This is a genomic window from Undibacterium hunanense (assembly GCF_014284335.1).
GTDB lineage: Bacteria > Pseudomonadota > Gammaproteobacteria > Burkholderiales > Burkholderiaceae_D > Undibacterium > Undibacterium hunanense.
Genome location: NZ_JACOGF010000021.1, coordinates 1 through 18,941, shown reverse-complemented (window position 1 = coordinate 18,941; position 18,941 = coordinate 1). Strand labels below are relative to the sequence as shown.

General features: G+C 51.2%; 14 protein-coding genes. 7 read left to right on the top strand and 7 right to left on the bottom strand.

Going from position 1 to position 18,941, the window contains the following annotated elements; all coding sequences use genetic code 11:
• Positions 1-518 precede the first annotated feature (518 nt).
• Positions 519-2,882, top strand: coding sequence for a DUF4214 domain-containing protein (locus H8L32_RS25760; RefSeq protein ID WP_186950732.1), 2,364 nt, complete (start codon positions 519-521; stop codon positions 2,880-2,882).
• A 92-nt stretch (positions 2,883-2,974) separates the two neighbouring features.
• Here H8L32_RS25760 and H8L32_RS25755 read toward each other — a convergent pair whose 3' ends face one another.
• Both H8L32_RS25755 and H8L32_RS25750 read right to left on the bottom strand, forming a co-directional pair.
• Entirely contained in the window at positions 2,975-3,949 is a 975-nt protein-coding gene (locus H8L32_RS25755) for a TerC family protein (protein WP_408058965.1), read from the bottom strand.
• A gap of 2 nt (positions 3,950-3,951) precedes the next feature.
• Positions 3,952-4,638 carry a Bax inhibitor-1/YccA family protein gene (locus H8L32_RS25750; RefSeq protein WP_186950731.1) on the bottom strand — a complete coding sequence of 229 codons (687 nt, stop codon included), beginning with the start codon at positions 4,636-4,638 and terminating at the stop codon, positions 3,952-3,954.
• A gap of 163 nt (positions 4,639-4,801) precedes the next feature.
• Here H8L32_RS25750 and nhaR point away from each other — a divergent pair, with 163 nt between their 5' ends.
• Positions 4,802-5,716, top strand: coding sequence for a transcriptional activator NhaR (nhaR, locus tag H8L32_RS25745; protein ID WP_186950730.1), 915 nt, complete (start codon positions 4,802-4,804; stop codon positions 5,714-5,716).
• Between the two features lie 87 nt (positions 5,717-5,803).
• Here nhaR and H8L32_RS25740 read toward each other — a convergent pair whose 3' ends face one another.
• The 4 genes from H8L32_RS25740 to def form a co-directional block, all read right to left on the bottom strand.
• Positions 5,804-6,367, bottom strand: coding sequence for a FlgO family outer membrane protein (locus H8L32_RS25740; RefSeq protein WP_186950729.1), 564 nt, complete (start codon positions 6,365-6,367; stop codon positions 5,804-5,806).
• 2 nt (positions 6,368-6,369) lie between these two features.
• The gene (locus H8L32_RS25735) at positions 6,370-7,047 is read right to left on the bottom strand and encodes a hypothetical protein (RefSeq protein ID WP_186950728.1); all 678 of its coding nucleotides are present in this window, start codon (positions 7,045-7,047) and stop codon (positions 6,370-6,372) included.
• Positions 7,048-7,253: 206 nt separating this feature from the next.
• Positions 7,254-8,216 carry a methionyl-tRNA formyltransferase gene (fmt, locus tag H8L32_RS25730; RefSeq protein ID WP_186950727.1) on the bottom strand — a complete coding sequence of 321 codons (963 nt, stop codon included), beginning with the start codon at positions 8,214-8,216 and terminating at the stop codon, positions 7,254-7,256.
• Positions 8,216-8,740 carry a peptide deformylase gene (def, locus tag H8L32_RS25725; protein WP_186950726.1) on the bottom strand — a complete coding sequence of 175 codons (525 nt, stop codon included), beginning with the start codon at positions 8,738-8,740 and terminating at the stop codon, positions 8,216-8,218. Before def ends, fmt begins: the two co-directional genes overlap by 1 nt.
• 160 nt (positions 8,741-8,900) lie before the next feature.
• On the opposite strand from def, the gene H8L32_RS25720 reads away from it, so the two are divergent.
• From H8L32_RS25720 to H8L32_RS25700, 5 genes are all read left to right on the top strand, one after another.
• Positions 8,901-10,001, top strand: a complete 1,101-nt coding sequence (locus H8L32_RS25720; protein ID WP_186950725.1) for a LysM peptidoglycan-binding domain-containing protein — start codon at positions 8,901-8,903, stop codon at positions 9,999-10,001.
• A 12-nt stretch (positions 10,002-10,013) separates the two neighbouring features.
• Entirely contained in the window at positions 10,014-11,111 is a 1,098-nt protein-coding gene (gene dprA, locus H8L32_RS25715; protein WP_186950724.1) for a DNA-processing protein DprA, read from the top strand.
• 224 nt (positions 11,112-11,335) lie between these two features.
• Complete coding sequence (locus H8L32_RS25710) at positions 11,336-11,800, top strand: DUF494 family protein (RefSeq protein ID WP_186950723.1); 465 nt, start codon at positions 11,336-11,338, stop codon at positions 11,798-11,800.
• A 167-nt stretch (positions 11,801-11,967) separates the two neighbouring features.
• The gene (locus H8L32_RS25705) at positions 11,968-14,547 is read left to right on the top strand and encodes a DNA topoisomerase III (RefSeq protein WP_186950722.1); all 2,580 of its coding nucleotides are present in this window, start codon (positions 11,968-11,970) and stop codon (positions 14,545-14,547) included.
• A 126-nt stretch (positions 14,548-14,673) separates the two neighbouring features.
• Complete coding sequence (locus H8L32_RS25700) at positions 14,674-17,469, top strand: DUF1631 family protein (protein ID WP_186950721.1); 2,796 nt, start codon at positions 14,674-14,676, stop codon at positions 17,467-17,469.
• A gap of 26 nt (positions 17,470-17,495) precedes the next feature.
• Here H8L32_RS25700 and H8L32_RS25695 read toward each other — a convergent pair whose 3' ends face one another.
• The gene (locus tag H8L32_RS25695; protein WP_186950720.1) at positions 17,496-18,416 is read right to left on the bottom strand and encodes a cation diffusion facilitator family transporter; all 921 of its coding nucleotides are present in this window, start codon (positions 18,414-18,416) and stop codon (positions 17,496-17,498) included.
• Positions 18,417-18,941: the final 525 nt, after the last annotated feature.

Below are 18,941 nucleotides of genomic sequence, written 5' to 3'. Positions count from 1 at the left end.
GCGCAACAGAAGGCAAATTATACGTCAAATCAAGGGCTTGGGTCGAGGACGCCGGCTTTGGGCGACACACCGACAACACCGGATAAGGCAAATGGACGCCGCTCTGGATGCAAAAAGGTTTTTCTCTGTCGTGTTTTTGCGCTGATTTTAATTATGTACATCATTGTTCATATGGCAAATTTGTAATACTTTGTTACAATGGCAGTCGAATAAAAATCTGCCTGCCTAGCAGATAGTTCGTAGATTATGCATATCAACCCCAGCCACAGGCATGGAAAGCGCTGCAAAAGCAGGATCATCATGCAGAAGAAAATTGCAAACAAGTTAAGAAACCTGCTTTCAATGAATCACACTGTTAGAGAGCGCAGCATTTGTTGCGCTGACTACAGACGCAGTTCTTTTCTCTCTGATCCTGATTTTATGCCGGTAGCTGACGAACTGGATTTCGTCGTACTTATTCATATTATTTAAATATTATTTTTTTTCATTCTTTGTCCTTCTTATAGAAAGCTTGCTTCATGGGTATCAACGCCAGCACCATACAAAAGCTGTATATCGCTTACTTCAACCGCCCCGCTGATGTGGCCGGTTTGCAATATTGGGAAGGCCAGCTTGATGCCAATAAAATTTCCCTGCCCAGTCTGGCGCAGTCTTTCAGCGAGCAGTCTGAGTACAAACTGATGTACGGTGGTAAAACCACGGCAGATGTGGTGACGGCGTTGTATAAAAATCTGTTTGGGCGGACGGTGGACGCCGCTGGCCTGAAATACTGGTCTACCCAGATTGATAGCGGTGCAGTGAATCTGGGCACAGCTGCATTGGCGATCGTTAATGGTGCGACACCACAAAGTCTGGACGGTGCGACCATTGACAGTAAGCTGGCCTTTGCGGCCGGTTTTACGGCAAGCCTGGATACCGCTGCCAAAGCGGCCAGTTATAGTTCGGCATACACGTTTGAGGTGATGCGCAATATCTTGTCAACGGTGAGTGCAACGGCGCTTTTGCCGACACTGGTACCCACTCAACCCTTGAAAATTGCAGAGGCCAGCAATGGCATCAGTGCTGCCGAAAAATTCGCTGGCATGGATGTCATTGTCGACCTGACAGGGATGCAGGCGGCTGCCGGTTTCCAAATGGAACTGATGAACGGAAATAATTCGTTTTCAACACCTATTACCCATGTGCTGACTCTGGATGAAGTGCTTGCACGCAAGGCCGTCATCCATATACCTGGCAATGCATACTGGGGTAACGATGGTACGAAGACATTGGGTGTGAAGGTCAGTGATATTTTTGGAAATACGGGCAAAACCGGCGCACAAACTGCGGTGTTGCTTGATTCGACACCACCCATGCTGCCACCATCAGGTACCTACACTACTGCGTGGAGCAATGTGCCAGGGAGCGGTGTTGTGCCTGTGATGAGTTCATTTCAGTACAATATTCTGGCTGGCGAAAATACAGGCGGAAGCGCTACCTTGGTGCTGAATGGCATAGTGATTGGCAAGGTAACGAACATCGGTGCCTCTGCAACTACCTTGAATTTTCAGGTTGATCCTGCGTTTGCCAGACAGGCCTATAACGACTACTTTACAAGTACATCGAGTAGCCTGAGTCTGCAGCTTACTGATGCCGCAGGCAATACCAATTCGACCATGTTGAAGGACTTTAAAATTCATCCTGTTTACGCTGACAAGCCAGGTACGCCGGCAACCAACATCAGTATCTACACCAGTAGTTCGGGCACCCTGGCAGTGAAGGCGAATATCAATAGCCTTGAATATTTCACTGGCACCGCCTATTTGAAAATCAATGGACAGGTTATCGCTGCCGATAATCTTATTTTACAAAGTGACGGCACCGTCGATTTCAATGTGTTCGCTGTCACCAGCGCGCAAGTGCAAAATCTCATTAACAATGGCGGTGTGGTTTCTGTCGCCGTCGTTGACTTCAATGGCAATGCCATCGAGAGTACCAACAATCCCACTTTGCAAGCCAATCAATACGGTAGTCGTGCTTATATAGACTCTTATGCCTTGCCACCTGTTCTGCCAAAAGTGGGTACCTATATTACAGCTTACCTGAATCAGCCTACCTATAACTTTGTAATGAGTGAAATTAAATACACGATAGTGGCAGGGCAAAATACCGGAGGTTCAGCAATACTAATGGAGGGCAACAACGTTCTTGCGAGAATCGGCAATATTGGTGCCAACGACACGGTTCTGGATTTTGTGTTTGATAACAAAACCGCAAAACAGGTCTATGATGATTATTTTACCAACCACAATTTAAGTCTGGTCATCACGAATACTTCCGGGTATTCCATCAGTACGAAATTGTGGGATTTCCAAATGCGTGCCATTTATACAAATAAGGACGGAACGCCAGCAAGCAACATTGTATTGACTCCGGTTGGCGGTACAACGACGGCTATCAATACGATCAATAGTTCAAATACCAATTTGCTGGTCAAGGCCAGTATTAATGGTTGGGAATACAGCTTTACCAAAGCCTATTTGAAGATCAATGGCCAGATTGTTGCGGTTGACGACACGATATCGCCGCTGGATTCGACGGTAGATTTTAATCTCGGAACGACCGATTCTGCGCAGTTGCAAAACATGGTCAAAAATGGCGGCATTGTGTCAGTAATAATGGTGGATATGAATGGCAAGTTCATAGAGAGCACCAATAATCCCTACCTGACAACGACTGTCAGTTCAAGCTCGACCACGCATGATACAAAACTGGATGTGGTTGGCGTCGCTCATATTGTGGATGATACATATAGTCAGATGGTATCCGGGCCTGCCCCTGTTCCACTGGAATTGCTTGGACAGTCGCAGCATCATACGCAGTACATGGATTTCCCGTCCTGATAAAAAAAAGCACATCACGGTCAAGCTGTGATGTGCCAAAGGGACTCATGTATTGATTACTGCACCAGCGCTTTCGCGCATGGCTTGCTGTCTTACTTCTGCTTTAACTCTGCATCATTTTTTTTCCTGCTGACAAACAGGCTGGCGATAATCGAGGCACCCAGCAAGCCACCGATGACCATCAGCGATATGCTGGTCGGTACGTGCATCCATTTAACGATCAGCATTTTGATACCAACAAACATCAGCACAAATGCCAGGCCGAATTTCAGCAAATGGAAGCGGTCTGCCATATCTGCCAGCAAGAAGTACAGTGCACGCAGGCCCATGATGGCGAAAATGTTGGATGTGAAGACAATGAAGGGATCTGTCGTCACTGCAAAAATCGCCGGGATGGAATCCACTGCAAAAATCACGTCAGAAATTTCTATCAGTATCAACACCAGGAACAATGGCGTGAAAAGGCGTTTGCCATCCACCTTGATGGTGAATTTTTCCTTGTGAAATTCTTTGGTGAAAGGCAGTATCTTTTTCGCCAGACGCAATACCGGATTGGCTTCCAGATCAGGTTCCTGTTCTGCCGCCACCAGCATGCGCATACCGGTGATGAGCAGGAAGATACCAAACAGGTACAGCACCCATGAGAACTGGGCAACCACCCAGCTACCGGCCAGGATCATGATGATGCGCATCACAATCGCGCCCAGTACGCCGTACAGCAAAACTTTGCGTTGATACTGTGGCGGTACCGCAAAGTGACCAAAGATCAGCAGGAAGACAAAGACATTGTCGACCGACAGCGATTTCTCTATGACGTAGCCGGCCAGGAATTCCATGGCCTTGGCCGTTGCAATTTCACGACCTACGGTGTCCGACAGATAAATCCACAAACCGAAATCGAATAACAGGGCCAGACTGACCCAGACGATGGACCATGCCGCCGCTTCCCGGATGCTGACTTTGTGGGCGCGCGAGCCACCAAGGGCCAGCACGTCGATTGCCAACATGAGTAAAACAAAGCCGATAAATACTGCCCACATCCAGGGCTGAGCGACGGTATGCAACATTATTATTCTTTCTCAACAATGCCCAGCAAATGCAGCAGGCTGGTGAACAGGTTAAAGATCGTGACGTACAGGCTGACGGTTGCCATGATGTAGTTGGTTTCACCGCCGTGGATGATATTGCTGGTTTCAAACAAAATCATGCCTGACATCAACAACACCATGACTGCGGAAATTGTCAGTGACAAGGCCGGAATCTGGAAGAAAATCGCGCCCAGGCTGGCAACAAAAGCCACCAGCATACCCACCATCAAAAAGCCGGCCATGAAGCTGAAATCACGTTTGCTGATCAGTACATAAGCAGACAGACCCATGAAGATCAGGCCGGTCATGGCCATGGCTGTCATGACGATGCTGGTACCGCCTGGCATGCCCAGATAGCGGGTCAGAATTGGCCCCAGGGTATATCCCATGAAACCGGTCAGCGCGAAGACTGAAGCAATGCCCCAGGCGCTATTTTGTAATTTGGTGGTGGCGAACAAGAGGCCAAAGTAGCCAACCAGGGTCAGCAAGATGCCTGGGCCCGGAATGGCGAAGGTAACGGTGGCTGCGGCAGTCAATGCTGAAAACAGCAAAGTCATCGACAGCAACATATAGGTATTGCGCAAGACCTTGTGGCCGGCACTGATACTGCCATCCACATAGGACACTGTTTGCGCTTCACCTTGGGTGGAACGACTGACAATTTTCATGCTTCTCTCCTGAAATGTTGAGGTAATTCATCAACAGTGAATGACCTCACCTTCTCAACAGAAGGTAATGAAAGTGTAGACCGTGCTAACAAACAATAAAAGTCGAATATAATTGAATTTTACTTCGTTAAAACAGATGTATTGACAGACTGTACATTTCTATATGCCCGCACTCAATTACAAACACCTGCATTACTTCTGGATGGTGGCCAAGGCTGGGAGTATTGCCCGCGCCAGTGAGCAATTACACCTGACGCCACAAACCATCAGTGCCCAGTTAAGCCTGTTTGAAGAAATACAGGGTGAGGCCCTGTTTCGCAAGAGTGGGCGTAATCTGGAACTGACCGAGGCCGGCCGCCTGGTACTGAGCTATGCAGAGGATATTTTTGCTTTGGGGCAAGAACTGGAAGAAGTCTTGCATCACAGGCCAACAGAAAGAACAGTGCAGCTAAGGGTGGGAGTATCAGATGCGCTGCCCAAGGCATTGGCCTACCGCTTGCTCGAACCTGCCCTGAAACTGCCACAGACTTTGCGCATTAATTGCCGAGAAGGCAAGATGGAAGTCTTGCTGGGTGATCTGGCGACCCACAAACTGGATGTGGTCATGTCTGACAGCCCCATGCCAACCACAGTGAATGTACGTGGATATAGCCATTTGCTGGGGGAATGCGGCATCAGTTTTTTTGGTACGTCTGCCTTACTTCAACAATATCCGCGCAATTTTCCGCACTGCCTGGAAGCAGCGCCGTTTTTGCTGCCGGGGGAAGATGCTGCCCTGCGGGCCAAACTGCTGCACTGGTTTGATCAGCAGGATTTGCATCCACGCGTCGCTGGCGAGTTTGATGATAGTGCGCTCATGAGTGCCTTTGGCCAGGCGGGAGCCGGTTTTTTTGCTGCCCCCACTGTGATTGCTGACATGTTGATACGCCAGTACGACGTGCAATTGCTGGGGCAGACCGATGATATTCGTGAACAGTTCTACGCCATTTCAGTACAGCGCAAGCTGACTCACCCTGCGGTACTGGCAATCAGCCGGGCGGCGCGCAGTGATTTGTTTGGAAGCGATATCGAACTGTAGCCTGATGCTTCCTGATGTTGAGGTCACAGAATGCAAAAAGGCGACAGTGCCAGCACTGTCGCCTTTTTTGCTTGCAAACTATGCGGATTAACGACGACCCAGCAAAGCCTTGACTGTCTTGTCCATAGGGACGGCGTAATCAAAGGTGCTGATGACCACGTTGTCTACCGGGCGTATCAGCTTCAGGTTAACAAACACCAGTTTGTCGCTTTCGGCATAGGTGCCAACGATGACAGCCTGGGCACTATGGTTTTGGGCCACATCCTTGATTTCCCGGGTCAGCAGGAATTCACCAACGTTTTGCCGGATGAAAACCTTCTCGCGGAATTTCATCTCTATCATCTTGTAGCCGCTACGGGTAAATTGCCCCGATACCTGCTCGGCGATGATACGGCCAAATGTGGATGAATCTTCCAGCGAATTGATATTGGCCAGAGTGGCAACGATCAACGGACGGGAAGGATCAATTTGTTGGCCAGCCGCTGCGATCAGTGCTGACGCTGCGCGCTGATTGGCGGGAATAAATTCATTGGCTTCGGCATCTTTCCAGGTAGGTACAGGTGCAGCCGTGACAGGTGCATTGTTAAAACCCAGGCTGGAACAGGCGCTCAGCGCCACGACAGATGCGATTGCGAGAGCTGTTTTTTTCATCATTATTGACCCCCAACGACACGGAAATTGAAGTCGGTTTCTTTGTTGTACAGTGTCCAGTCGTAATCGCTGACATAGTAGGCATCAGTACGACGCGCTACATACTGCTGATTCTTGACCAGTGAAGTGGTGACGATCAATTCATACCTTGGTGTAGGACCTTTTGCATATTCCTGGTTAACCCAGTGCGTCCAGTCATACGCAGCGGCCAAGCCCAAGCCACCCAGTACGTAATCGGTTTTTACCGGAATGCCCAGACCATGAACCGCAGCAATGCCTGCGCCAATCGCGGTCACACTGACAAAGCGCGTGTTTTGATGACGATTGGGAGAGAAGCGAACTAGTTCGGTTTCGATATCGATAACCTGTGCCGTGCCATCATTCACTTTTCTGACAACCACACCCTGATTCACCAGCGAAGTGATGATCTGATTGTAGAAAGCCAGTGTGAATTTGCTGTTTTGTTGTGGTGGAGTAACATAGACCGGCGCGCCTATCTTGTCAGTACCAAGCTTGATTTGATCGGCGACATCTTTTGCAATCAGGAGCCAATGCGACGCCGCTTGCAATTTATTTTGCGTGGTCGTCGGGAAATTGCCCGCCAGCGGAGTTTCACTGTATGGAGTTGTACAACCTGCCAACAGTCCAGCTGCCAGGGCAATGGGAAGAAGTTTCTTCATGAGCTCACCTTTTTTAGGTCTTTGTCAGAGTTTTTGTTATCGAAAACAATAATGGCAATAATTCAGTGTAAGAGAATACAACAAGTAGCGGCAGGCAACAAAGATTTTGCTTGCAACCAGGCATTAATTGGACTATTCCCCGTTATATAACGCATATCATGACCGCAAACAGGCCAAGATGTAGCTTTTTTGCTTCATTTCTTGATTTAATCGAAACAATTGCCGACGATAAAATCAAAGCCTTTCAGGAATTCGCTCACCAAAAGCCGCTTGCCCCCTGGTTTTTGCAATTCAATTAATTCTAACGCACCTTGCCCACAAGCAACCAGAATTCCTGTCGGACTGGTTGCCAGTATCTGCCCCGGTATGGCTGGTATGGCTGGTGTGGCGGTTGGAATGGCCCGGGCACCCCAGATTTTGAGGGTGGCGCCTGCATAATCTGCGTGCGCGCCGGGGAAAGGGTTGAATGCCCGGATCTTGCGTTCCAGTACATCGGCAGGCAGCCTGAAATCCAGTGCGGCTTCGGTCTTACTGATTTTGGCGGCATAACAGACACCGTCTTCCGGTTGCACTGTGGCATGCAATGTACCCTGCTGCAGACGTCTGAGGGCATCGACTATCATCGTGCCGCCAAGTGCTGCCAGTTTGTCATGCAGGCCGCCGGTGGTATCGTCCCCGGCAATCGGTACTGATTGCATCAGCAGCATGGGACCGGTATCCAGGCCTTCTTCCATCTGCATGATGGTAATGCCGGTTTCGCTGTCGCCGGTTTCTATGGCCCTGTGTATGGGCGCAGCACCACGCCAGCGTGGCAGCAGTGAACCGTGGATATTCAGACAGCCAAGACGGGGAATCTGCAATACCGACAGCGGTAATATCAGACCATAGGCTGCCACGACCATGACATCATGTGGTGTGGACAGCAGCAGTTCGTGTGCCTCTTTTGCAACATCCGGATATTTGCCATCCAGACGCAGGGAAACTGGTTGCGCTACCGGAATGCCATGCTGTTGCGCAAATTGTTTGACGGCCGAAGCATGCAATTGCATGCCGCGCCCGGCGGGACGGTCAGGCTGGGTTAATACCAGCGGTATGTCGAAACCGGCTGCGTGCAGAGCCTGCAGTGCGGTGGCCGCAAATTCGGGCGTGCCCGCAAAAATAACCCGCATCAGCGTTCAGCCCGCTTGCGCTGTTCTTCGCGTTCTTCCTTCAGCATCTTGGTTTTGATGCGATTGCGCTTCAGCGGCGACAGGTATTCAACAAATACCTTGCCTTTCAGGTGATCCATTTCATGCTGTATACAGACAGCCAGCAATTCCGTGGCATGGACTTCAAATGCCTGGCCTTCGGCATTAAAGGCGCGTACCTTGACTTCTGCCGGACGCTCTACACCATCATAAATACCGGGCACGGACAGGCAACCTTCGTCGTAAATCTTTCTTTCTTCACTGGTCCACAGAATTTCAGGATTGATGAATACCTGTAACTGGTCATTGGTTTCTGACACGTCGATCACCACGATCTGTTCGTGCACATCGACCTGTGAAGCGGCCAGCCCTACACCCGGGGCGTCGTACATGGTTGCAGCCATATCGGCAACCAAAGTCTTCAGGCGTTCATCAAATTGTGTTACCGGTTTTGCCACTTTATGGAGGCGCGCATCTGGATAGCGCAGTATATTTAGTATCGTCATAAGACATTTCACAACAAGCCTTGGGACTTATTGCGCAGTTTTTCTTGCTAGTTCAAGGATTTATGGGCAGAATTTGATTCAATTTGGCAAGTTTTGCAAGTTTGCGCCTGCCTGCGCGCACTGCTTGCGGTATTGCGGTATTTTGCATCGGACATTATTCATGAAAAAGTTTAGCACAATCGCTTCCATCCTCGCTGTCAGTTTGCCTTTGATGTCAGCTGAAGTCTTTGCCGCAGGGGCACAGGCGACTACTGCTCAGGCGCAAGCCATTGCCAGTAAAAGCAAGTGCGAATTTCTGCCGGACGCACCGGACAAGCATGTGGTTGTGCGTGGAGATACCCTGTGGGGCATTTCCAGCATCTTCCTGAAAAACCCATGGTGCTGGCCTGTAGTCTGGGGCATGAATCAGGAAGAGATTCGCAATCCGCACTGGATCTACCCGGGCCAGATCGTCTATTTTGACCGTGCCAATGGTCGTTTGCGTTTGGGTAACCCAGGCGGCATACAGACCGAAAAATGGACTCCGCGTTCCCGTAACCAGGGGCTGGGTGACAATGCCATTCCGGCTATCCCTGCATCGGTGATAGAGCCTTTCCTGTCGCAGCCGCTGATCGTGGAAAAGAATGAACTTGCTTCTGCGCCCCGCATTATCGGCACCAAAGAAGGCCGTGTGAATCTTGGCCAGGGTGAAAAAGCCTATGTCCGTGGCGATCTTGATGGTGGCACCTCGTTCCAGGTATTCCGTCCGGGCGTGCCCCTGCTTGATCCGGAAACCAAGGCCATCATCGGCTATGAAGCCGTGTATCTGGGTACTGTCAAGCTGGACAAAGAAGCCGATGAAGATGTCAGTGACGTGCATACTTTCCTGGTCGTCAATTCCAAGGAAGAGATGGCAGTCGGTGACCGCCTGATGCCGATTCCACCTTCCCCTATCCTGAACTATGTACCTCATGCACCGAAAGATGAAGTCGATGCCAGAGTGGTTGCCGTGTATGGTGGTGTCACAGTTGCAGGTCAGAACCAGATTGTTTCCATCAACCGTGGCAAGGATGACGGCCTGAATATTGGTACCGTATTGATACTGTATAACTACGGCCCAGTCATTGTGGACAAGACAGATAACAATAAACGCGTCAAGTTGCCTGACGAGCAAATTGGCCATTTATTCATTTTCCGCGTGTTTGACAATATTTCTTATGGCTTGATCATGCAGGTTACTGATGTGGTCAAAGTTGGTGATGCGGCCCGCTCACCTAAATAAGCACTACCATTTGTGAGTTTGAATCTGGATTTGAGGGATTGGTTAAGGCTGGTGCTGACCCCCGGTGTGGGGAATGAAACCGCACGCAAGTTGCTCGCCAGATTCGGTCTGCCACATCAGGTATTTGCCGCCAGCCATGCGGCTTTGACAGAAGTCGTGACCGGCAGGATCGCCAGCGCCGTGCTGGCACCTGCCTCCAGCGAACTCTTGTCGCAGATAGACAAAACCCTGGCCTGGTGTGAGCAGGCAGGCAATCTCGTACTGACATTGGCAGATACTGCTTATCCGCCAGCCCTGCTTGAAATCCCTGATCCGCCGGTACTGATTTACCTCAAGGGCCGCACCGACCTGTTGACGGCCAGCACGATTGCCGTTGTCGGCAGTCGGAATGCGACTACTCAGGGCATCAAGAATGCCGAACAATTTTCCGAAGTCCTCAGCAGTTTTGGCCTGACCATCAGTTCTGGCCTGGCGGCGGGTATTGATGCCGCAGCCCATCAGGGGGCCTTGCGTGGTGGCGGCTCTACCATCGCCGTCATCGGGACCGGTGCCGATATCGTCTACCCTGCACGCAATCGCAGCCTGGCGCATCTGATTGCAGAAGGTGGTTGTATCATCAGTGAGTACCCACTAGGTATGCCAGCCATTGCTGCCAACTTTCCACGTCGTAACCGGATTATTTCCGGATTGGCGAAAGGGGTGCTGGTAGTGGAAGCTGCGGCCCAATCGGGTTCGCTCATCACTGCACGTATGGCGGCGGAACAGGGACGCGAAGTGTTTGCCATTCCCGGCTCCATTCATTCACCTTTGTCCAGGGGCTGCCATCAGTTAATCAGGCAGGGTGCCAAACTGGTTGAGTCGGCGCAAGACATCCTGGAAGAGTTGCAGCTGCAGCAACTACAATTACCCATGCCATTCGACACGTCTGCTGCGGTAGAAGCAGAGCCCGCGGGCCTGTTGCAGGCGATAGGCTATGACCCTGTGCATATCGACATGCTGGCCCAGCGCCTGGGGCAGGACGTGGCCAGTCTGCACGCAGAATTTCTTCACCTTGAACTGATGGGGCAACTGGAATCTCTGCCCGGCGGGTATTTCCGTCGCCTGGGCTGACACGCCTGTTTTGTCCAACGGCAGCATTTCGGCGTTCGCCCGGCAGCAACATTTTGCAGCTTCGTATATATTAGTAGGCTTCAGAGCGCATTTCTCGAACAGGGATGGGTTCTGTCAGGCTTATCGCCTCACGTCGCCTATCTGGTGTTAATTCGGCAAGTGACAGATAACAAGTCTTTTTCATGGGGCTTGTTTGAAATCGCAGCAAAGGCTACAGTAGTACTATGTTTGATATTCTTGTTTACCTCTACGAAACTTATTACCGTCCGGATGCCTGTCCTGACACGGCTGCCCTGACAAAAAAATTATCGGCAGTAGGTTTTCCTGAGGATGAAATTTCCGAGGCACTGAGTTGGCTGACTGGTCTGGCCATGACTTCAACAGAGCCCGGCACAGCGCCGTCAATTTCCACTGGCTTTCGTGTGTATGCGCAGCAAGAGATTGCTGCACTGGGTACGCCGGCGATAGGTTTTATCCAGTTTCTTGAGTCTGCGGGTTTGCTGAATGCACTCCAGCGGGAAATCGTGGTCGAAAGAGCATTGGTGGTGAACGAGTCACCCATGCCTCTGGATAAACTGCGTATCATTGTGCTCATGATGTTGTGGAGCCAGGGTGCGGAACCAGACATGCTCATGTTTGATGAGTTATTGTTGTCAGATGACGACAGCATCGTAAGGCTTTTGCACTAATCATTTCCTAAATGGAAGATTTATGGCAAAAATCCGCTGAAGATTGCGATTTTTCGCCTATCACGTTTATCATTCCCCGCTAATTTAGGTTAGTCTTACGCTTATTTTGCGAAATGTTGCCTATTAGACATTGGCAGCAACGCTTTACACTATTCGAGAATCCCGAAATGACAAAAACGCTCATCATTGCCGAAAAACCCTCAGTCGCTAATGACATAGCGAAAGCGCTGGGTGGCTTCACCAAGCATGATGATTATTTTGAATCGGATAACTACGTATTGTCTTCCGCAGTAGGTCATTTGCTGGAAATTACCGTTCCTGAAGAATACGATGTCAAGCGCGGCAAATGGAGTTTTACCCATTTACCCATGATCCCGCCGCATTTCGCCCTGAACCCGATCGCCAAGACCGAGTCACGACTCAAGGTCTTGAACAAACTGATCAAGCGCAAGGATGTTACCGGCCTGATTAACGCATGTGACGCGGGCCGCGAAGGGGAGCTGATTTTCCGCCTGATTGCGCAAAATGCCAAAGCCAAGCAGCCGGTCAGCCGCCTGTGGCTGCAATCCATGACCACCGGCGCGATACGCGATGGTTTCCAGAAATTGCGTAGCGATGCAGAAATGATGCCGCTTGCCGATGCCGCCCGCTGCCGCTCGGAAGCCGACTGGTTGATTGGTATCAATGGCACCCGTGCCATGACGGCATTCAACTCCAAAGAAGGTGGTTTTTACCTTACTACAGTGGGCCGGGTACAGACGCCAACCCTGTCCATCGTGGTCGAGCGTGAAGAAAAGATCAAGAAATTCGTTTCCCGTGACTATTGGGAAGTGCGCGCAGAATTTGTCTGCGCTGCCGGTATTTATGAAGGCCGCTGGCAAGATCACCAGTTCAAAAAAGATGAACACGATCCTGAGAAAAGGGCTGAACGCCTGTGGAGCAAGACAGCTGCCGAATCCATCGTGGCCGCTTGCCGTACCCGTCAGGGCAGTGTTACTGAAGAATCCAAACCAGCCACACAAATCGCGCCGCCGCTGTTTGACTTGACCAGTCTGCAGCGTGAAGCGAATGCCCGTTTCGGTTTTTCTGCCAAAAATACCCTGGGTCTGGCCCAGGCCTTGTATGAAAAACACAAGGTACTGACTTACCCGCGTACGGATTCCCGTCATTTGCCGGAAGATTATCTGCCGACGGTGAAAGAAACCCTGGGTACGATTGCTGATACTAATAATTACCATCAGTTTGCTTCGCAAATTCTGAAAAATAACTGGCTCAAGCCAAACAAGCGTATTTTTGACAACACCAAGATCAGTGATCACTTTGCGATCATCCCGACTGGTCTGGCACCAAAGAATCTGTCCGAGCCTGAGCAAAAACTGTATGACCTGGTGACACGCCGTTTCCTGGCGGTGTTCTTCCCGTCAGCAGAATTCCAGGTGACTACCCGTATCACCGAAGTATCCGGCCATCAGTTCAAGACGGAAGGCAAGGTCATGACCAGTGCTGGTTGGCTGGCGATTTATGGCAAGGATGCACTGGAAGAGAAAGACGGCGAAAGCAAAGGCACGCTGGTTGCCGTTGCCAAAGGTGAAAAAGTCCTGACCGACCAGATCACCGCGAATGGCCTGGTCACCAAACCACCTGCACGCTATAGCGAGGCAACCTTGTTGTCCGCCATGGAAGGCGCCGGCAAGCTGGTCGATGATGGTGACCTGCGTGAAGCCATGGCTGGCAAGGGCCTGGGCACACCAGCCACTCGTGCCGCCATCATCGAGGGTTTGCTGAACGAGAAGTATCTGCTGCGCGAAGGCCGCGAAATGATGCCTACCGCCAAAGCCTTCCAGTTGATGACCTTGTTGCGCGGTTTGGGGGTAGATGAATTGACATCACCTGAACTGACCGGCGAGTGGGAATATAAATTGTCGCAAATGGAAAAAGGCAAGATCAGCCGTGAAGAATTCATGCGCGAAATTGCCCAGATGACCCAGATCATCGTCAAGCGCGCCAAAGAATACGATAACGACACCATCCCAGGTGATTATGCGACTTTGCATACCCCTTGCCCGCATTGTGGTGGCGTGGTCAAAGAAAATTACCGTCGTTTTGCCTGCACCAAGTGTGAATTCTCCATGAGCAAGACCCCCGGCAGCCGTCAGTTTGAAGTGGCCGAGGTGGAAGAATTGCTGGCCAAGCGTGAAATTGGCCCGCTGCAAGGTTTCCGTTCCAAAATGGGCCGGCCATTTGCTGCTATATTAAAAATAGTTGCCGATGCCGATCACAATAACCTCAAGCTGGAATTTGACTTTGGTCAGAACCAGGATGACGGTGAAGATGGGGAAGGTGTCGATTTTTCTGAACAAACTTCACTCGGACCTTGTCCAAAGTGCGGTAATGGTGTGTATGAAATGGGTCTGGCCTACGTTTGTGAAAAAACCGTTGCCAAGCCTAAGGCCTGTGATTTCCGTAGCGGGCGTATTATCTTGCAGCAAGAAATTTTGCCTGAACAAATGGGCAAGCTGCTCAATGATGGCAAGACAGACTTGTTGCCAGGCTTTATTTCCCAGCGCACGCGTCGGCCATTCAAGGCCTTCCTGGTGCGTGGCAAGGATGGCAAGGTCAGTTTTGAGTTTGAAGAACGTAAAGCAAAAGCCCCTGCTGCTGCCAAGACCAAAGCCAAAGCTGAGCCTGAAGCAGAAGCTGCCGCTCCGGTGAAAAAACCGGCCACCCGGAAGAAAAAAGCAGCCTGATGCTAAAACTGCGCCGCTGAGAGTCATGCCCTGCCGTCACGGCGGGGATGCCGGGACGGCAAGGCGCTGGTAGTTAAGCTCAGTCTCGGGTATTGTTTAAAGTGTTCTTCATGTCATAGGATGCACATGGTCGCAAACGAGTCCTTGTCCAGCACTCGCACTGAATTTGCTCAGGCATTTCAACATGCAGTAGACGGTGTGATGCCCGCTGCTGCAGAGACCCTGTTGTCAAAAGCATCTGCCAGCGGCATTTCAACATCAGAACAAAGGCGCATGGTCAGTGCGCGCGGCACCTTGCAAGACAGACGCGATGAAATCGCCAAAGCCTTGCAGATCAATATGGAACAGTTGCTGGATCGCAGCCTCAGTACGGCCTATAGCACCTTCCGCCCTGCTTCCGCACTTGAACAGAATAAAGAACTGGCCCTGCTGGACTCGTCCACCTTTGAAAGTACCTTGCGTTTCAACGAAATGACGCAAAACTTTCGCAACAGGTCGGAACAACTGATCATCGATCTGAATATACGGATAGCTGTGCTGTTCGGGCAGGACGATATACGTGAACGCGAAAATCCCTTTCGCCCTTACCTGGTGTCACGCTGCATTTTTTTGGCCATAGAAGGCCTGAAGCTGCTGCCGGAAACCGAGGCGATACTGATAGAGCAATTGGGTGAAAGCCTGTCCACCGCGATGTCAGCCGTGTATCAGGCGGCCAATAATGCACTCGAAAAACAGGGTATCAGCGCCCACCTCTCACTGAAAATCACCAAGGCACCAGAAAAACCACAGGCGCGCGGGGCTGCCCCTGGTTTTCCTCCTGCCGCTGGCCAGGCAGCGCCGGGGCAGGGTTATTCTTCGATGCAGACAGGTATTTTCCCTGGTGTGCATCCGGCAGCGCAGGTCGGGGTATCGACGGTCGGTGGATTTGGTGGATTTGGTGCACCAGGTGCTTCCGGTCAGCCACAGGTGATGCAAAATCCTGGCGTGCGACTGGAACAGTTGTTCCAGTCTGTGCGGGGCAAATCTCCGGCTCCCGCCATGGCGCATGGTCAGGCTGCCGTCGCAATGGCATCGCCCCCATCGCAGGGTGGGCAGATGCCCATGACGTATAGCGCCAGCCTGCCGCCGATTTCCATGCCATCAGCCGCGCCCGTCAGTCCGGCACCTGCCTGGTTGCAGGGGGCAACCGCCCTGGGTGGCGCCTTGCGCCGTGCTTTTGGTGAAGCTTCTGCCGCGAGCGCACCGTTGCCGGGCCAGGCCGATTCCGATGCCCTGCCTTACCAGGCAGCAACAACTGCTGTCACGGCAGGTGTTGCTGCCACCACCAATTTGTTTCAATCTGCCCAGTCAGGTAATGCCGGTTTCAATGACCGCGAAATGGTACAGGTGCCAGCTGCCTTGCTGGCGGCGCATCTGCAAAACATAGAAAGCCAGCTCAGGCAGAAAATCGAACCCAGTGCGGTACCAGGTGCATCGATTGCACTCGGCAAGGTGCTTGGACAAATGCATAAGGTTATGGCGCCGGAAAGTGCTTCCATGGCAGATGAGCATGGAGACATACGCAATTTGCTGCGCGAGCAGAAAGATGCCCTGTACAGCCTGGCACAGGACAGCGATGAGCAGATGACAGTCGATATCATCTCCATGCTGTTCGAGTTCATGCTGTCAGATGAACTGGTACCGCTTTCCATGCGGGTGGAGCTGGGACGCCTGCAATTCATGATCTTGCAACTGGCGCTGAAGGACAAAGACTTCCTCACCAACGAAAAACATCCGGCGCGCCTGCTGTTCAACCGCATCTGCTCGGTCGCCTTTTGTGCCGAGCAGATTGATGATGTCGAACCTATTACAGAAGAAATTTCCCGCATCATCAAGACACTGTTGCGACATGATTCTGAAGTGCCCGAACTGTTTTCCCGTATACAAAACCGTTTTGAAACTTTCATCACCAGGGAGCTACGGACCAATCAGGCACCCATCCGGCGTACCGTCAAAGCCATAGGCGAAGCAGAAATCCGTTTCATGCGTTTTGCCTGCATTGCTGCCGTCATGAGCAAGGCCTTGTCGAAGTTGACGGTGGAAGCATCCTTTCGCAGTTTTCTGCGCATCAACTGGGTCGCCGCCATAGAAATTGCCGAACGTACCGATTCCATACAGGCACGTCGTTATCGCCTGCTGGTGCCGGATTTGTTGTGGAGCGTTTATCCCAAGACAGATGCAGATGACCGCAATCTTCTGTCATCCATGCTGCCGGTGATGCTCAGTACCCTGCGTCATGGCCTGGAATTGATAGGCTGGGAAAAAGCCAAACAACAAAAACTCATGAACTGGCTGGCAGAGGCGCATTCGAATGCCCTGCGCGGCATGACGGAAGGCAGGGCGCCGCAGCCAATCAGCCTGCCGCAAATGCATGAACGTTTTGAACAGTTCACCAATCAGGCTGACACCATAGAGCATTCAGAAATCCAGGAACATGATTTTGCGCGTGAGCAATTCCTGGTCGAAGTGCTGGCAGAACTGAGCTTGCCAGCCAAAATACTCGACAAGGAATTGAAAAAACAAAGTGCGATGACAGAAGGCTTCATCGCTATGGAAGTCAGTCCGGAAAAATCGGACAAATCTGATAAATCAGATAAAGCGCAGCAGGAAAAATATCAGGACCGCATCGTCAGCGCTGCCATGCTGGAATTCAAAACTCCACAGTACAGGGGCCGTGCCTGCATACGCTGGGTCAATCCGAATGGCAGCAATGTGGTGCTGAGCATGAGCGGGGAAGAATTCCCTAGCGTACTCAGCATGCCTATCCTGTGTGAATTACTGGATCAAGGAAAAATACGCTTTGTCGAAACCGAAGCCATGTTCGAACGCGCCATTCATTCCCTGATCAGGTCCGCCGATGCCATGGACAATGAAGTGAGCTGATCAGGGAATCATTGATTCCCCCTGCCCTAGTCTGTCGTATTGTCCACATCCGGTTCAAAGAAACACCATTTGGCCTGCGGCCATTCGGCCTGTATGCTTTCCTCTACTTCGTTGATGGCAGCAATCAGCGCCTGATCCGATCCCTGGCGTTGCATCTTTGCCTGCACCGCAATCATTAATTGTTCACCCCATTGCAGGGTAATCAGGTTGATGACGTGATCGACATGCGGATGAGATTCGATATGCTTGCGGATCGCTTCATTGACCTCGGGCGCAGCAGATTCACCGGTAATCATCGCCTTGACTTCCCTGATGACAAAGAATGCCACCGCCATCAAGAGTATGCCGACGACGATAGAACCTATCGCATCCCAGACCGGGTTGCCAGTCACGACAGACAACACGACCGCAACAAAGGCCACCGCCAGGCCAGCCAGGGCAGCAATATCTTCACCGGCCACCACCATCAATTCAGACTGTCGGGTTTCGCGGAACCAGCGAAAGAAAGACTTGCCACCGGCTATCTTGCGTATCTCCAGCATCGCCCCATACAGTGAAAAGGCTTCCAGGGCGACAGAAATACCCAGTACTACCAGCGCCACCATTGGGTTCTTCAGTGGCTCCGGATGTTTCAGGCGCTCCACGCCTTCCAGGACAGAAAACGCACCACCCAAAAAGAACAACAGCAAAGCCACCATCATGGCCCAGAAATAAACCACACGCCCATACCCCATGGGGTGAGAAGCATCCGGTGCCCGCTTGGCTTCCTTCAAACCCACCAGCAAGAACACCTGGTTGATACAGTCCGCAGTGGAATGTATTGCCTCCGCCAGCATGGCTCCCGATGCCGTAAAAATCGCTGCACCAAATTTAGCGAGGGCAATACCGCCATTTGCACCCAGCGCATAAAAAATCGCCTTGGTAGAACCTTCTGAATTCGCAGACATGAGAATATTTAAAAGTGAGAAAAACCTAACCTTACTTGATTTCTCTGTAAATAATCAATTAGCTAATCTTGATGCCGCGGTTTTGCGGACACAGCAGACCTGCAGTAATTACATATATAGAGACATCGCCCGCTCTGCCAGGCGAATTTCATCAATATAGACGCCCCCCGCCCCGTCGCTCCTGCGCAGGCAGGAGCCCAGAATCGTCTGTTGATGAGCGGCGAATCAAGCTAGCGAGTCATACGCCAAACACCAAGAATAGTAGGGTGCGCCATGCGCACCATTGCATCTACATATATAAATGGTCAACCAAAGAGCCGGTGCGCGCGGCGCACCCTACTAAGATAAGAGAACCCGCTAAATAATTTAACGCAAAGCACTTGCAAAGAAGGGTGAAGGTTTGCTATAGTTCGCCTCCCGCTGAAGAGCGGGGAGAAGTGAAGCAAAGTAAAGCTGGCGAAATGAGCGATGGAAGTTATTGCGGAATAAGTCAGTAGCTGTGAATGCCGTGCAACAGTTTAAGTA